General features: G+C 63.5%; 11 protein-coding genes, 2 tRNA genes and 1 pseudogene. 7 read left to right on the top strand and 7 right to left on the bottom strand.

The window, feature by feature from the left end; genetic code table 11:
* Positions 1-10: 10 nt before the first annotated feature.
* The 4 genes from EJV47_RS25855 (at position 11) to EJV47_RS25840 (ending at position 1831) form a co-directional block, all read left to right on the top strand.
* On the top strand, positions 11-451 hold the full coding sequence (locus EJV47_RS25855) for an acyl-CoA thioesterase (RefSeq protein WP_126696114.1): 441 nt from the start codon (positions 11-13) through the stop codon (positions 449-451).
* Positions 452-508: 57 nt separating this feature from the next.
* Complete coding sequence (locus tag EJV47_RS25850; protein ID WP_126696113.1) at positions 509-1474, top strand: YihY/virulence factor BrkB family protein; 966 nt, start codon at positions 509-511, stop codon at positions 1472-1474.
* 133 nt (positions 1475-1607) lie between these two features.
* Positions 1608-1694 (top strand) — tRNA-Ser (locus tag EJV47_RS25845).
* A gap of 52 nt (positions 1695-1746) precedes the next feature.
* Positions 1747-1831, top strand: a tRNA-Ser gene (locus tag EJV47_RS25840).
* 749 nt (positions 1832-2580) lie between these two features.
* On the opposite strand, the pseudogene EJV47_RS25825 reads toward EJV47_RS25840, so the two are convergent.
* Together EJV47_RS25825 and EJV47_RS25820 are read right to left on the bottom strand one after the other, a co-directional pair.
* Positions 2581-2951: pseudogene (locus EJV47_RS25825) on the bottom strand (transposase).
* A 129-nt stretch (positions 2952-3080) separates the two neighbouring features.
* Entirely contained in the window at positions 3081-3434 is a 354-nt protein-coding gene (locus tag EJV47_RS25820; protein WP_126696110.1) for a COG3415 family protein, read from the bottom strand.
* Positions 3435-4242: 808 nt separating this feature from the next.
* Here EJV47_RS25820 and EJV47_RS25815 point away from each other — a divergent pair.
* The 3 genes from EJV47_RS25815 (at position 4243) to EJV47_RS25805 (ending at position 8539) form a co-directional block, all read left to right on the top strand.
* Positions 4243-5481, top strand: a complete 1239-nt coding sequence (locus tag EJV47_RS25815) for a phosphatidylserine decarboxylase (RefSeq protein WP_165903937.1) — start codon at positions 4243-4245, stop codon at positions 5479-5481.
* Between the two features lie 131 nt (positions 5482-5612).
* The gene (locus tag EJV47_RS25810) at positions 5613-7673 is read left to right on the top strand and encodes a DUF7868 domain-containing protein (RefSeq protein ID WP_126696108.1); all 2061 of its coding nucleotides are present in this window, start codon (positions 5613-5615) and stop codon (positions 7671-7673) included.
* A gap of 98 nt (positions 7674-7771) precedes the next feature.
* Positions 7772-8539: a copper chaperone gene (locus EJV47_RS25805; RefSeq protein ID WP_165903936.1), complete on the top strand. Its 768-nt coding sequence runs from the start codon at positions 7772-7774 to the stop codon at positions 8537-8539.
* A gap of 492 nt (positions 8540-9031) precedes the next feature.
* On the opposite strand, the gene EJV47_RS25800 is transcribed toward EJV47_RS25805, so the two are convergent.
* The 5 genes from EJV47_RS25800 to EJV47_RS25780 form a co-directional block, all read right to left on the bottom strand.
* Positions 9032-9751: a DUF4097 family beta strand repeat-containing protein gene (locus tag EJV47_RS25800; protein WP_126696106.1), complete on the bottom strand. Its 720-nt coding sequence runs from the start codon at positions 9749-9751 to the stop codon at positions 9032-9034.
* A 36-nt stretch (positions 9752-9787) separates the two neighbouring features.
* Positions 9788-10558, bottom strand: a complete 771-nt coding sequence (locus EJV47_RS25795; RefSeq protein WP_126696105.1) for a DUF4097 family beta strand repeat-containing protein — start codon at positions 10556-10558, stop codon at positions 9788-9790.
* Between the two features lie 90 nt (positions 10559-10648).
* Positions 10649-11494: a HEAT repeat domain-containing protein gene (locus EJV47_RS25790; RefSeq protein WP_126696104.1), complete on the bottom strand. Its 846-nt coding sequence runs from the start codon at positions 11492-11494 to the stop codon at positions 10649-10651.
* Positions 11495-11496: 2 nt separating this feature from the next.
* Entirely contained in the window at positions 11497-12048 is a 552-nt protein-coding gene (locus EJV47_RS25785) for an RNA polymerase sigma factor (protein ID WP_126696103.1), read from the bottom strand.
* 343 nt (positions 12049-12391) lie between these two features.
* Entirely contained in the window at positions 12392-13444 is a 1053-nt protein-coding gene (locus EJV47_RS25780) for a UDP-glucose--hexose-1-phosphate uridylyltransferase (protein ID WP_126696102.1), read from the bottom strand.
* Positions 13445-13635: the final 191 nt, after the last annotated feature.

Genomic DNA, 13635 nt, shown 5'->3' with positions numbered 1-13635 from the left:
ATTCCAAACCATGTATTCTTCCGACGTTCACATCCGCGTCCGCTACGCCGAAACCGACCAGATGGGCTACGTGTATCATGGCAACTTTGCCGCGTACTTCGAAGTGGCCCGCACCGAAGCCTTCCGCCAGCTCGGCATCAGCTACAAGGAAATGGAGGCTGAGGGCGTGGGCATGCCGGTGGGGGAGCTGCGCATCAAGTACAAGCGCCCCGCCCGTTACGACGATTTGCTGCGGGTGCGCATGCTGCTGCGCGAGATGCCGCAGGGTTCCCGCGTGCTGTTCGAGTACGAAATCTACAACGAGGCCAACGAGCTGCTCACCGAGGGTTCGACGCTGATGGTGTTCGTGAACGGCAAAACCGGGCGGCCTACCGCCATTCCGGAGCATATTCTGGAGAGCGTGCGGCCGTATTTTGCGGCGGAGGCTTCCCCGGAAGCCGCGCAGGGCTAAGGGCACTTGTAGCCCGCCCGGCCTTGTTCATGGCTCGTAGCTAAAGCCCGTTGCCCGATGGATTTACCCGACCGTTACCGCAAAGCCCTGATTCTGCGCCGCCGCCGCACCTACCGCCGCTTTATTCAGTGGCTGGAAGGGTTTCAGCTGCGCGGCGGGGCCTCGGTGTACGACGTGGTCGATAGGGTGCTCTACGAGCTGCGCTTCGACTCTTTGACCAAGCGCAGCTCCTACATGGCCTTCAACTTCACAGTGGCCGTGTTTCCCACGATTATCTTCCTGTTCACGCTCATTCCGTACATCCCCGTTCCGGGCCTGAACATCGACATCCTGCAGTTTCTGGGCGACATTATGCCCCGGGAAATGTACGCCGCCACCCGCGACACCATCGAAGACATCGTCAACATTCCGCACGGCGGGTTGCTCTCGTTCGGTTTCGCCACCGCCCTGGTGCTCAGCTCCAACGGCATCATGGCCCTGCTCGACGCCTTCGACAAGAAGCACGGCATCTTCAAGCGCCGCTCGTACCTGCACAAGCGCCTCATTGCCACGGTGCTGACGGTGGTGCTGTCCCTGGCCCTGCTGGTGGCCGTGGCCAGCCTGTTTTTCGGCACCTACATCATCGACGCGCTGGTGTACTACGAAATCGTGCCCGAGCGGCTGACTGAGCTGATGATTACGGTGCTGCGCTACGGCTCCGTCATCGGGCTATTCCTGTTCGTCACCTGCCTGATTTACTACTACGTGCCAGCCGTGCAGGACCGGTGGCCGTTTCTCTCGGCTGGCGCGGTGGTGGCCACCGTGCTCATCCTGTTGGTGTCGCTGCTGTTCGTGCTCTACATCAAGATTTTCGACAGCTACAACCACTTCTACGGCTCCATCGGCACGCTCGTGGGCTTCATGGTGTGGCTGGACTTCGTGTGCATGACGCTGATTCTGGGCTTCGAGGTCAACGTGAGCGTGGACGCGGTAACGGGGCGAGGCAAGACCCCGCCGGCCGCAGCAAAAGAGGTGCAGAGCTGAAAAAATATTGCCCTGAAAGCCAAAGCCCTGCGCCCCGGAAAGGGCGAGGCGGTGAAAAAAGTTGCCGGGCAAACTTGCATCAGCTGCCGCTGCCTTCTACTTTTGCCATCCCAAACCACTCGATTTGGGCTACAGAGAGGTGGCAGAGTGGTCGAATGCGACGGATTCGAAATCCGTTATACCTGCAAGGGTATCGGGGGTTCGAATCCCCCCCTCTCTGCAAAAAGGCTTTTCCGGTGTTCCGAAAAAGCCTTTTTTTGTGAATACGCCACAGAGGAGTGGCAGAGTGGTCGATTGCGGCGGTCTTGAAAACCGTTGACTGTAACAGGTCCGGGGGTTCGAATCCCTCCTCCTCTGCTGAAAAGCCCGATTCTGAGCTAGAATCGGGCTTTTTATTTTGCTAGGGGCGGTTTAGGGGACAAAGCCGAAGTTGCCGCAACGGGCCGGCTTGCTGACTGCAGATGAACTCCTTGAGTATTTGCGAGCAATGTTTGACTGCCTGTAGTGTTGCAACTGTTTGGTTTTAACCAACGACGCCACGGTAGCAGCTCAAGGTGGGCTGAGCGTACCATCGTAATCGTGTATAAAGATGCTCATACAGGCTTCCTAGAGCTTTAATGAGCAGAAAAGTAAGGGAGATTTGAGCACGAGCCGGTCAATGTAGCGCGCAACGTGGCGTTGAAGCTTCGTGTTCCATACCAGGAGCCAGGGCATACTGGTAGGCGGTGCGGAAGAGCAGGCCGTTCAGCTCGTTCGGGCGCTGCTGCTGGCTGGCCGGTATGGGGGCGGTGCGCACCAGCTTCGCGTTCTGAAACCGCAGCGCCGCCTTCGCTGTGGCCCAGCAGGCCGACGCGGGCGGGGGCGAAGTCGGCGGTGGTGGCTTGGTCGTAACGGCCGGTGGTCTGACCCACGCCCCGGTCGTCGGTGCGGAGCACGGCGAAGCCGCGGCGCGTGAGGTAGTCGGCCAGCACCTCGAAGGGCTGGTGCGAAGGCGCCGTTGCGGTTTTGGGGCCACTACTTTTTTTGCAACCCTTCTTTTACCAGCTAGAGCGGTTCCTAAGTCAGTGTACGTGGTAGCTACAGTGGGCAAACCAACTTCGAGCATCCTAGCCGTTGATCCAGTGGGTGGCGGCTCGGATGGCTTCTTCCAAGGTCTGACGGGTGCGGGCCTGCACTTGGCGCAGCGTGGTTTTCAGCTTGCTGAAGGCGAGTTCGATGGGGTTGAAGTCAGGCGAGTACGGCGGCAAGTACAAGAGGCGCGTTGTTCGACCAACGCAGCTAAGCCCTCGACTTTGTGGGTGGGCAAGTTGTCGAGTACAACCACGTCACTAGCGCGCAGTGTCGGACCCAGTATCTGGTCCAGGTACAGGGCAAAGACGTCACCGTTGACGGCTCCGCCCACGCTCGTGGTGGCCCCGAGCCCGGTGGGCGTCAAGGCGGCGATGAGCGTCACGTTCGGCTCGCTGTGCAGTGGCACGCCTTGGCCCACGCGCGCCCCGGCCGGGGCGGCGGCAGTAGGTCCGGTGCGTGCTGGTCTCGTCCACAAAGTGAAACCGGCGGTAGTCTGAGCCCTGCACGGCTTCGATAAACGCGGCGCGCTGGCGCCTCACCCATTCGGTGTCACGTTCGGCGGCAGGCAGGTGCTTTTTTGGCGCCGCCCGCCCAGCCGCTGCACCGCGCGTCCCAGGGTGAACTTGCTGACGGCCGGGCTACCGACGGCCGCCAGCCACACGCGCAACTCGTCCAGCGTGGCATCGGGCTGCTGGCGCAGGCAGGCCACCAGCAGTTGCTGGCCGGCGGCGGCCAGGTGCGGTGGCGGCCCGCCCCGGTGGGGCAAGGCAGCCACGCTGCCGCGCACGCGCTGGCGCTGCCGCAGCTTGGTCACGAACGAAACCGACACGCCGAAACGCGTCGCCACCGCCGCCAGTGTGCCAGCTGCCGCAGCCACTCGCTCGCGCATAGCATCCGACTATGCTTTCATGCCCGAAAGTTGCCTCTGCGACCATACACTGACTTGAGAAACGCTCTAATCACATGATACCAAGCTGAAAGATAAGTGAATATATTCTTTACAATTTCTAGCGCCAGGACGCGCCGGGCATGGCACGCGTCGCCTCCATGCTGCTGCGCGGGCCTAGGGCAGCTAGGGCCGTAAGGAGGGCTGTCCGCAATGCCGCGCTTATCTGCTGCTCCCAGGAGGTGAGTGCAGATTTCTCGCCGGTTCGAATTGCGACCCGCGACTTGGGGGGATAAGGTTATTCCAAGAATCTGCATTGAGGCATGGAAAGGTGCTTGCACGGGGAAGGATAAATAATTTCAACAAATACTAGGCTTAATCTAAATATCCTGTAGTATTGCTGCTGCCGCCGCCCTTGAGGCCATTCGGCGCCCGCGCCCCACACCTTTTCACGCCTTTGCAACGAATGCCCCGCCGACGACCCCGTCGGCTGGTATCGTCTTGCCCGCGTGAAACACCCATCCAATCATTTCTGGGTTCCTGCCAGCGTTCCGCCCTAGCGCGCAAAACTGCCCTCTACGCCATTCATTGCCAGCAGTGAAGGCGCTCCGGCTGGCGTACGGGCCGCGCGTCATGGCAGACCCGGCTTCCCGCGACAAGCGGCCGCTGCCCGAGTGGATGGGCTTGCGGACGAACTGCCCCAAGCATGGGGGCGACCCGCGCCCACGGTAAAAACCGGACTTTCCCTAGTTCAGGCTTTCAACTAAGCCAGGCATCGTGCCTGGCCCCATACCCCCAACAAACACGCTTTATGACCCAACCAGAACTCCTGCAACCGACCCTGTCGACGAGCAGCGCCTTGTCCAAGTTCTTCCCCGAAGGCTATTACCCGCCGCACACGCCGCAAATGGACCGGCTCATGGCCGAGCTGCGCGTCATTGCGGCCAATCCGGTGGTGGAGGCGGCCTACAACGACGCCATTGCCCACCTGGACCCGTTCGTGATGGAGCTGGGAACCCAGCAGGAAAACCCCTGGACGGGCACCTCCATCGACGATTTTGTGAATTATTTCGATAAATGGTTCACCTTCCTGCCCCAGCCGTCGAGCGGCCTTGGGTTCATCGTCCCGCTGACCTTTCTGTACCTGAATAACCCGCAGGGCTTTTACTTCCTGAACAAGCTGCAGAGCAAAAGCGGCGACGCCACCGCGTACTCGGCCGAAGTGTTCAACTGGACGGTGCGCTTCATCAAGGAGCGCGGCCACTTCATGGATTCGCCCGAATCCATCTATTACCTCGACGAATGGCTGAAGTTCGTGGGGCCTTCCATCAAGGACTACATCGTGCCGCCGGGCGGCTATCAAACCTTCAACGAGTTCTTCGCCCGCAGCCTGAACCTGGCCAACAACCCGCGGCCCATTGCCGACCCGGACGACGACAGCATTCTGGTGGCCTCCGCCGATACGGAAATCAACTTCATCGAATCCAACCTCACGCTCAAGACCACTTTGCCGGTCAAGACCCGCGAAATCAACGTGGCGGAGCTGCTGAATAACTCGACCTACGCCAAACGCTTTGTGGGCGGCACTGCCGTATCCTGCGTGCTGATGCCGACCAACTACCACCGCTACCACGCGCCGGTGACGGGCCAGCTGGTAGAAGGCATGGACGTGCCCGGCATTTACAACGGCATCATGGACGGGGAGCATTGGTTTAACGAGGGCAACATCGGCGAAAGCGACACCAACTTCAGCATCTTCGAAGACTTCCACCGCGCGTACTTCATCATCCAGACCGAGAAGTACGGCTGCGTGGCCATTATTCCGGTGGGCCTGAACACCATCAGCGCCATTCACCCCTCGGTGGTCGGCAACGCGTCTACCTACGTGCAGCCCGGCGGCACGCCCATCCCGGTGAAGAAGGGCCAGGAGCTGGGGCATTTTGCCTACGGTGGCTCGTTGAACATTCTGCTGTTCGAGCCGGGCGTACTCGGCAGCCTCTCGGTGCTGATGGGGCAGCGCATCGGCTCCCTCTCCGCCCCCGCCAAGTAGTTTCTACCAACCCGGCCCGAGGCCCCGCCGCGCGCCCGCGTCGTCACGTGCTGGCGGCCGGGGACACTGGCGAGCAGCCTCGTGGGCCATCCAGTACCACATACCACAACCATTTTTAACGCAGTTACCCCATGACCACTTTTTCACGTAACAATGCCTGGGATGCCAACAACGGGGGGCAATTCACCGCGGCCGACGGCGGCTACACGGACCTCTACTGGTACGCCAGGGCAGTGGGCGTCATGAAAGCCAAACCCATCAGCGACCCGACGAGCTGGTGGTTCTACGCGGCCATTCACGGGCAGTACCTGACCGATTATTTCGGCACGGGCTCGGCCCCCACCGGCTACCCCAACTGGAAAAATATTACCTCGATTCCGGCGGCAGCCAACCTGGACACGCTGCCAACCCAGAGCCAGATCAGCCTGTTCTGGAACCAGTGCCAGCACGGCACGTGGTTTTTTGGCGCGTGGCACCGCGGCTACCTGATAGCGCTGGAAAACATCCTGCGCGACATCATCACCGGCCTGGGCGGCCCGACCAGCTGGGCGCTGCCGTACTGGAATTATCTGAACCAGTCCACCACCTTCCCGGAAAACCATATTCCGCCGGCCTTCACGCAGACCACGCTGCCCGACGGCAGCGCCAACCCGCTGTACTGCCCGGAGCGCTACGGCCCCTACGGTGACCCGAGCCAGGTGTTCCTGATGGTAGGGCCCAGCACCACGGCCGCCGTCAACGACGAATGCCAGTGGGACACCGCCTACAACGACTCCACGACCCCGGGGCAGCTCGGGCCGGGCAACATCTACGGCTTCAACTACGGGGGGCAGAAAACGGGCTTCAGCCACAACAATAACGGCTTCGGCGACCTGGAATCGAACCCCCACAACTTCACCCACAGCATGGTGGGCGGGCTCAAGTCGCAGGCCTGGTCGCAAAGCGGGCCCATCACGTTCACGGTGCAGGCCAATCAGCCCTGGCAGCCGGTGGGGGTAAACATCGGCCCGGGTCTGGGGCTGTGGATTGCCTACGACAGCGGCAAGTGGACGGCCGACCCCAGCGACAACAACGGCCAGCTGTACGACGCGAACGGCTCGCCCGATATCATGGTGCCGACCGACCAGACGGCGTATCCCATCGTGGGGGTGCCCATGGGCGCGCTGATCGGGCGCGTCGACGGCGGGACGCCCTTCCTGATCGAGAATGGGTCGGTGGTGCCAAATACTGCCAGTGGCGCCCTGGAGCTGTGCATCAACGACGATTTGACCGGCGCCTACGGCCCCGGCCTCAAGGACAACCAGGGCGCCGTCACGGTGTTTTTGACCATCACCCCGACCGAGGAATACGAGGGCCTGATGGCCGACCCGGGCATTGCCGGCCTGGACCCGGTGTTCTTCCTGCACCACGCCAACATCGACCGGATGTGGTGCGCCTGGAACGAAACCGGCCACAATGCCAACCCGACGGACCCGGATTGGCTGGCGGGCCCCGTGGCCAACGGCAATTCGCAGTTTGCCATGCCCATCGACGCGGCGGGCACGCCGTGGTACTACACGCCGGCGCAGATGCAGGACACGGCGAGCCTGACGTACTACCAGGGCGCCCCCTACGCCTATACCTACGACGACTTGTCGTTGACCTCGTATAGCAATACGCCGCCGGCCAAAGCCCTGGCGGCCCGCCGGCTGGCCAAACTGGCCACGGCCTCCAACAGCCTCCGCGCCATGGCCTCGACCGGCAACGAAAACGAAATGGTGGGCGCCAGCGCCCCCGGCATTGCACTGAAGAGTGGCACCACGCGCACCGCGGTGCAGCTGGACAGCTCGGGCCTGAAAACCATGGCCCGGAGCTTTGCCCCATCCGCGGCGGCCGCCCCCGATGAAGTGTTCCTGGTGCTGGAAAACGTGACGGGCACCAACAACGCCAATATTCTCTCCGTGTACGTCAAGAACCGGTTCGTCGGGGCCGTGTCGTTGTTCGGGATTCGCATGGCGTCGCTGCCCAACAGCGCGCACGGCGGGTCGGGCCTGACCTACACGTTCAACATTACCGACGTGGTGGAGGAGCTGCACCTGACGGGCAACCTGGACGTGGCGGCGCTGGAAGTGCAAATCCGTACCAAAAACCCGCTGCCGGCCGGCAGCGAGCTGACGGTTGGGCGCATCAGCGTGTACCGAACCGGGCAGTAAGCCTCCGCGGAACGTGTCGCGTGGGAGGCTCCAATCCCACGGAATGGAAGCCTCCCACGCGATAAACAGAAGGATAAATGCGTGTTAGCCACCCCGTGATGAAACAATTTCGCTCCCTCCGCAGCAGCCCCGAAGCAGTGCTGATCAGCCTCAGCGCTGTGACGTGGCTGCTGCTGCTGACGGGCCCGGCCAGCCTGGGCCTGAAGCACTGCCACGTGTCGGCGGCCGGGCCCTCCGCGGCGTCGCTGGCCATGCTGCTCCGGATGAACCCGCTGTCCACGCAGCTGCTGGGCTGGGGCCTGATGGTGGTGGCCATGATGCTGCCCAAGCTCCTGGTTCCGATTCAGGTGCTGCGGCGGCAAAGCCTGAAGCGGCACCGCCTGGTCAATTCCGTGCTGTTCGTTGCGGGCTACCTGACCACGTGGATGCTGGCCGGCCTGCCCATCCTGGCCGTCATCATCGCCGCCAACCTACTGCTGCCCCAGTCCTACGTTCCGGCCGCCGCGGCATTGATTGTGGCCCTGATCTGGCAATGCTCCCCGCTGAAGCAACACTTCCTGAATCGGGGGCACGAGCATCAGATCCTGGTGGCGTTTGGCTGGCGCGCCTTCCGGGGCGCGTTTACGTACGGCTTCCGGCACGGCTTGTGGTGCGTGGGCGCCGGCTGGGCCTTGATGCTATTCCCGATGCTGCTGCCTCAGGGACACAACTTGGCCATGCTGGCCATGACCGTGGTCATGCTGAGCGAGCATCTGGAGAATCCCCGCTTTCCGAAATGGGAATTCAACCCCCGATTGAAGCTGGTCCGATACCTGGTAGCTCAATGGCGAATTCGTTTTCCCGCACCTGGATTCAAAGGGGCGTAAGCAAAGTCGCCCATGCGGACGGCGTTGCGGGCTGCTGGCCGGGATGAGTACCTGCGGCCAACGGCCGCGGAACAGCCGATAGATGGCTGGTCCTGCATTCTAAACGCTAGGTTCTTCTTAACAAGCCAAGGAAGAACCAACAGCCCCGGCAGAGTTGCTTTGCTGGGGCTGTTGGTTCCTCACAACCACGTTTGGCTGAACAAGCTTAGGCATTGCTGCAAGAGCATAGACAAGGCCAGGGCATGATGGTATTCAGCAACCGCCGGATAGCGCGCAGCTCCATGCCCTCTAGATACAGCTTCAAGGCCCACTGCCGTTTCTCATCCGGGTAGGCTACGCCGACGCCGCCCGTATAACTGTGGGTCCAAGTTTTTCCTCCTCTGCAGAAAAGCCCGATTCTGAACCAGAAACGGGGCTTTTGCTTTTCGGCCTGCCGTGTCGGCCCATTGCCCCCGGGAAAGGTCCGCTGCGGCGCCGTGGTCAGGGCGGCGGCTACTTCCGCTTGCGGAAATACACGTCGTTGCTGATGGACTCCAGGCGCACCAGCGGGCCGGCTTTGCCCAGGGCGCCGCGCACCTCGTAGCCAACCATCGGCACACCATCCTTACGGTTGGTGAAGGCAATGTCCTGGTCGGTGTACACCTCGCCGGTAATCGTCTGGAAGGCCACCTGCGCCCCCTGGGCCGCCGGCCAGGTCACGTCCACGTACCCGCTGATGGATTTGGCCTCCAGCGGCCCGCTCAGGCCCGTGGCCTCGATGTTGCCGCTGATGGTACTCACGCGCAGCGCCACGCCCGCGGGCACCTCGATTTCCACTTCCACGTTGCTACAGATCCGGTAGCCGCGCTGGCCGTTGTTGTCGCCGTCCGTGTGCCATACGCCGTGGCCGCTATCCGGACAGTCGCTGGCCTGGCTGGTGCGCAGCAGGGCCTCGTCGTAGGCCGACTGCACCAGCACCCGGCCCTGCTCGGTGCGCAGGCTCAGCTGCAGTGCGTCGTTGAGCTTGTTCTGGTTGATAGTCACGGCGGCCCGCACGCGCAGCTGCTGGCCGCTGCCGCCGCGAATCTTGATGCTGGTGGCCTGGGGCAGCTCCAGCACCACCTGCTGCTGACTGCCAACGGGGGCGGTTTTTTCGATGATTTTCTGGGCGTGGGCGGCGGGCAGCAGCAGCAAGGCCACGCAGAGGCTCAGCAGCAGGCGAAGGAGTTTCATAGCAAGGCAGGCTTGGAAGTAAGGGAGGAGAAAACGCTATTTGGCTTTGCGCACGAAAATGTCGCCGCTCACCGACTGCAGGGACACCCGGGTGCCCCCGCCGTTCACGGTGCCCTGCACCAGCTGCCCACCCACCCGGCGCAGGTTGTCGTCGGCTTTGCCCATGTCGATGTCGAAGTCGGTGTAGACCTCCCCGGTGGTGGAGCGCAGCTGCAGCGTGGCCTTGCTGGTGGGGCGCATGGTCACGTCCACGTCGCCGCTCACCGAGGAAATGGAGCTGGGGGCCTTGCTGATGTCGGCGTAGCGCACGGTGATGCTGCCGCTGATGGTGTTGGCCACCACGCCGCCGCCCATGTTCAGGAGCTTGGCGCCGGCGTTTTTCAGGTTCAGCTCGATGTTGCCGTCCAGGTCGCGCACTTCCACGTCGCCACCCATGAAATTGCCCTGGTTGAATACCACCGCCGCCGTGCGGGGCACCCGGATAACGTAGTCGGCGGTTTTGCGCGAGGCCTGCACGATGCGCACGACGTTGTCTTTCTGGGTTATCGAGAGGCCCAGGCGGGTGTTGTCCTCGGCCGCGTTGTACACCGCCCGCAGGCCTTCGGCGCGCTTGGGTGCGGGCTGGTAGCCATTGCCGCGCACGATTAGTTCGTCGCCGTTGTAGCCTTCCAGCGTGACGTTACTGCCTTGCATGTCCAGCTCGATTTTGCGGTCCTTGCCGCCGAGCTTGAGCTTGAATTCCTGGGCCCGGAGGGCCGGCGTGGCCAGCAGCAGGCAGATGAAGGGGAGAAGCAGTGCTTTTTTCATATCAGAAGAGAAAGTGCAGGTGGAGCCCGGCCGGCCCGCCGCGGGGGCGGCGCCAGCTACAGAGGCGGAAGATGAAAAAAGAGAAAAAGGCTAGAGCAGCGTGCCGAGGCCGTATTCGGCCTGCTGGCGCACGATGGGCAGCGCGTCGGGTTTCCGGGCCAGCTGTTCCAGCTGGGTGGTGGCCCGCCGCTCGCGCATGTTCACCAGCAGCTCAATGAGCAGAATCTGCACGTTGGGGTCGGTCTGGATGCTCAGCGACTGGGTGAAGGCCTCGCCCACGCGCGGGTCGGCGCGGAGGCGGTACAGGGCCCCGGCCGCGGCCAGGCGCACGTTGGCGTTGGGGTCGAAGTTCAGGGTGTTGATGAGCACCTGCACCACCGGGTCGGCGGCTTTGGTGGTGTCCACCGCGGCGGCGGCGCTGCTCACCAGCTGAATCCGGTCACTGGCCGACAGCCGCTGCGCCCCCTCGCCCGACAGCGAAGACGCCAGCTGCAGGGCGTGCCGGGTGGGGCCGGCCGCCGGGGCGGTAGCCGCGGCTGATGAGTCGGCGGAGCGGTTCCACTGGCCCAGCCCTATGCCCGTCAGCAGCAGGGCCACGCCGGCGGCAATGCGCAGGGCCCAGCGGGTAGCTGCCTGCGGCCACATGGGCCGTACGCGCGCTTCGGGCGCAGCGGCAGTGGCGGCCAGGGCGGCTTTTTCCTGCTCCAGCAGTTGCAGAAAGTGCGTGCGCAGCTCCGGGGCGGGCGCGGCCGGCTCCACCGCTTCCAGCCGCTGGGCTACTGCCCGCAGCTGTACTACTTCTTCCCGGCAGGCCGGGCACTGGGCGAGGTGGGCGGCGACGCGCTCGGTCTGCTGGGGCGGCAGCAGCTGGTCGGCGTAGTCCACCAGCAGGTCCGCGACGGTAAAACAATCGTAGGGCGAAGGACGGTCGGGCATGGCTAGGAAGCGAAAAAGATGGCGCGCAGGGCTTGCAGGGCGCGGTGCGCTTTGACGCGGGCGGCGCCGGCGCTGCAGGCCAGCTGCTCCCCGATTTCCTCGTAGCTGAACCCCTGGATGCGGTTCAGTACCAAAATGTCGCGCTGGGCATCGGGCAGCAGCGCCAGGGCCTCGTACAGGTGCTGGCTGTGCTCGGCCGCGTCCTGGGCTGCAAAGGCCGAGGCGCCCAGCTGCCCGCGCTGCTCCGAGTCGAGCACGTCGGTGGTGCGCAGCTGCTGCTGGCGCTGCCAGTGGTCGGCGTGGGCGTTGCGGGCCAGCTGGTATATCCAGGCCCGAAACTGCTGGCTGGGCTGGTAGCTGGTGCGGTATTTCAGCAGGCGTTCAAACACGGTCTGGGTCAGGTCTTCGGCGGTTTCCCGGTCGTTGTTGGTGCGGCGCAGCAGGTAGTTGAAAATGGGCCGGTGGTAACGGTCGAACAGCACGGCCAGCTGGTCCAGGTCGTTGGCCTGCACGCGGGCCATCAGCACGTCGTCGCTCGGGTAATGGTCGGCCACCGGGAAGGAGGTTTGCGGGTTGGTTGAGAGGAGTACCGGCAAATTCCCCCAGCGTTACAGCCGCCCGAAAATTTTCTGAAAAAGTTTTTGCGGGGCCCAGCAAACTGGCAATCCGTCCAGCCCCTTATGTCGAGCGAAGTCGAGACATCTGGCGTGCTGACGTTCGATAGTAAGCCCACGTTGAACGAGAGAAATGCTATCCGCCATCAGCACGCGAGATTCCTCGACCAGCTCGGAATGACGTTCTGACGGCTTGCCAGTTTGCTGGCCCCAGCCAAAACGCAAAAGCGCGCCCCGGTTACCAGGACGCGCTTTTGCGTTTGATAAAGGCACTGTTGACGGCCTATTGCCGGGCCAGCTTGTAGTGCGTATCCGACAGCTCGCGCAGGCGCTGGGCGGCGGCTTCGGGCGTGATGTCGCGCTGGGGGTTGCCCAGCATTTCGTAGCCGACCATAAACTTGCGCACCGTGGCCGAGCGCAGCAGCGGGGGGTAGAAGTGCATGTGCAGGTGCCACTCGGGGTGCTGCTGCCCGTCGGTGGGGCGCTGGTGTAGGCCGGCCGAGTAGGGGAAGGAGGTCTGAAACAGGTTGTCGTAGCGGGTGGTCAGGCGGCGCAGCGCGTCGGCAAAGGCGTCCTTTTCCGCGTCGGTGAGCTGGGTGACGTCCTGCACGTGGCGGCGCGGCACGAGCAGCGTCTCGAAGGGCCACACGGCCCAGTACGGCACCACGGCCACCCAGTGCTCATTCGCCAGGATGACGCGCTCCTGCCGCTCCAACTCCAGCTGCAGGTAATCAGTGAGCAGACTACGACCGTGCTCCTGGAAGTAGGCCAGCTGCTGCGCGGTTTCCTTGGCCGGCTCGGTAGGCACGGTGCGCTGGGCCCAGATTTGCCCGTGCGGGTGCGGGTTCGAGCAGCCCATCACCTGGCCCTTGTTCTCGAATATCTGCACGTAGTTGATGTCGGGGCGGGCGCCCAGCTCCTGGTACTGCGCCGCCCACACGTCCACCACGCCGCGAATGGCCTCCGGGCTCATCTCGGGCAAGGTCAAATCGTGGCGGGGCGAAAAGCAGATGACGCGGCCCACGCCCGATTCCGCCTCGGCCCGCAGCAGGCCGCCCACGTTCACCTGCCCGGCGGGCGTGTCGGGCAGCAGGGCCGCAAAGTCATTGTCGAACACGAAGGTGCCGGCGTAGTCGGGGTTGACGGCCCCGTTGGCGCGGGTGTTGCCCGGGCAGAGGTAGCAGCCCGGGTCGTAGGCGGGGCGCTGCTCCACGTCGGGGGCTTCCTGCTGGCCCTGCCAGGGGCGCTGGGAGCGGTGCGGGGACACCAGGACCCATTCGCCCGTGAGCGGATTGAAGCGGCGGTGCGGGTGCTGAGTCAGGTCAAAATCGGCCACGGGAAAGCGGGTTGAATGGGTGAAAGCGGCGGGGCCGGTGCTGCTGCGCCGGGTATCGGGCGCAGCAGCTGATACTAGCCCCGGGAGCCGCCAAAGTAACGCAAAATGGCCCCGGCCCGGCGTCAGCTGGCTTATGGCCGGGCTCCGGCGGCGGGCCAGCGGGCTGATTTTGCTACGCAGGACGGCGGGCC

The organism is Hymenobacter gummosus (assembly GCF_003970915.1).
GTDB classification, from domain to species: domain Bacteria; phylum Bacteroidota; class Bacteroidia; order Cytophagales; family Hymenobacteraceae; genus Solirubrum; species Solirubrum gummosum.
This window is presented reverse-complemented; position numbering and strand designations above follow the sequence as displayed.

What these genes read in the sequence shown, in the direction of transcription:
- EJV47_RS25855 (WP_126696114.1), top strand. Translation starts at nt 11, where the DNA reads ATGTATTCTTCCGACGTTCACATCCGCGTCCGCTACGCCGAAACCGAC.
- EJV47_RS25850 (WP_126696113.1), top strand. Translation starts at nt 509, where the DNA reads ATGGATTTACCCGACCGTTACCGCAAAGCCCTGATTCTGCGCCGCCGC.
- EJV47_RS25820 (WP_126696110.1), bottom strand. Translation starts at nt 3,434, where the DNA reads ATGCGCGAGCGAGTGGCTGCGGCAGCTGGCACACTGGCGGCGGTGGCG.
- EJV47_RS25815 (WP_165903937.1), top strand. Translation starts at nt 4,243, where the DNA reads ATGACCCAACCAGAACTCCTGCAACCGACCCTGTCGACGAGCAGCGCC.
- EJV47_RS25810 (WP_126696108.1), top strand. Translation starts at nt 5,613, where the DNA reads ATGACCACTTTTTCACGTAACAATGCCTGGGATGCCAACAACGGGGGG.
- EJV47_RS25805 (WP_165903936.1), top strand. Translation starts at nt 7,772, where the DNA reads ATGAAACAATTTCGCTCCCTCCGCAGCAGCCCCGAAGCAGTGCTGATC.
- EJV47_RS25800 (WP_126696106.1), bottom strand. Translation starts at nt 9,751, where the DNA reads ATGAAACTCCTTCGCCTGCTGCTGAGCCTCTGCGTGGCCTTGCTGCTG.
- EJV47_RS25795 (WP_126696105.1), bottom strand. Translation starts at nt 10,558, where the DNA reads ATGAAAAAAGCACTGCTTCTCCCCTTCATCTGCCTGCTGCTGGCCACG.
- EJV47_RS25790 (WP_126696104.1), bottom strand. Translation starts at nt 11,494, where the DNA reads ATGCCCGACCGTCCTTCGCCCTACGATTGTTTTACCGTCGCGGACCTG.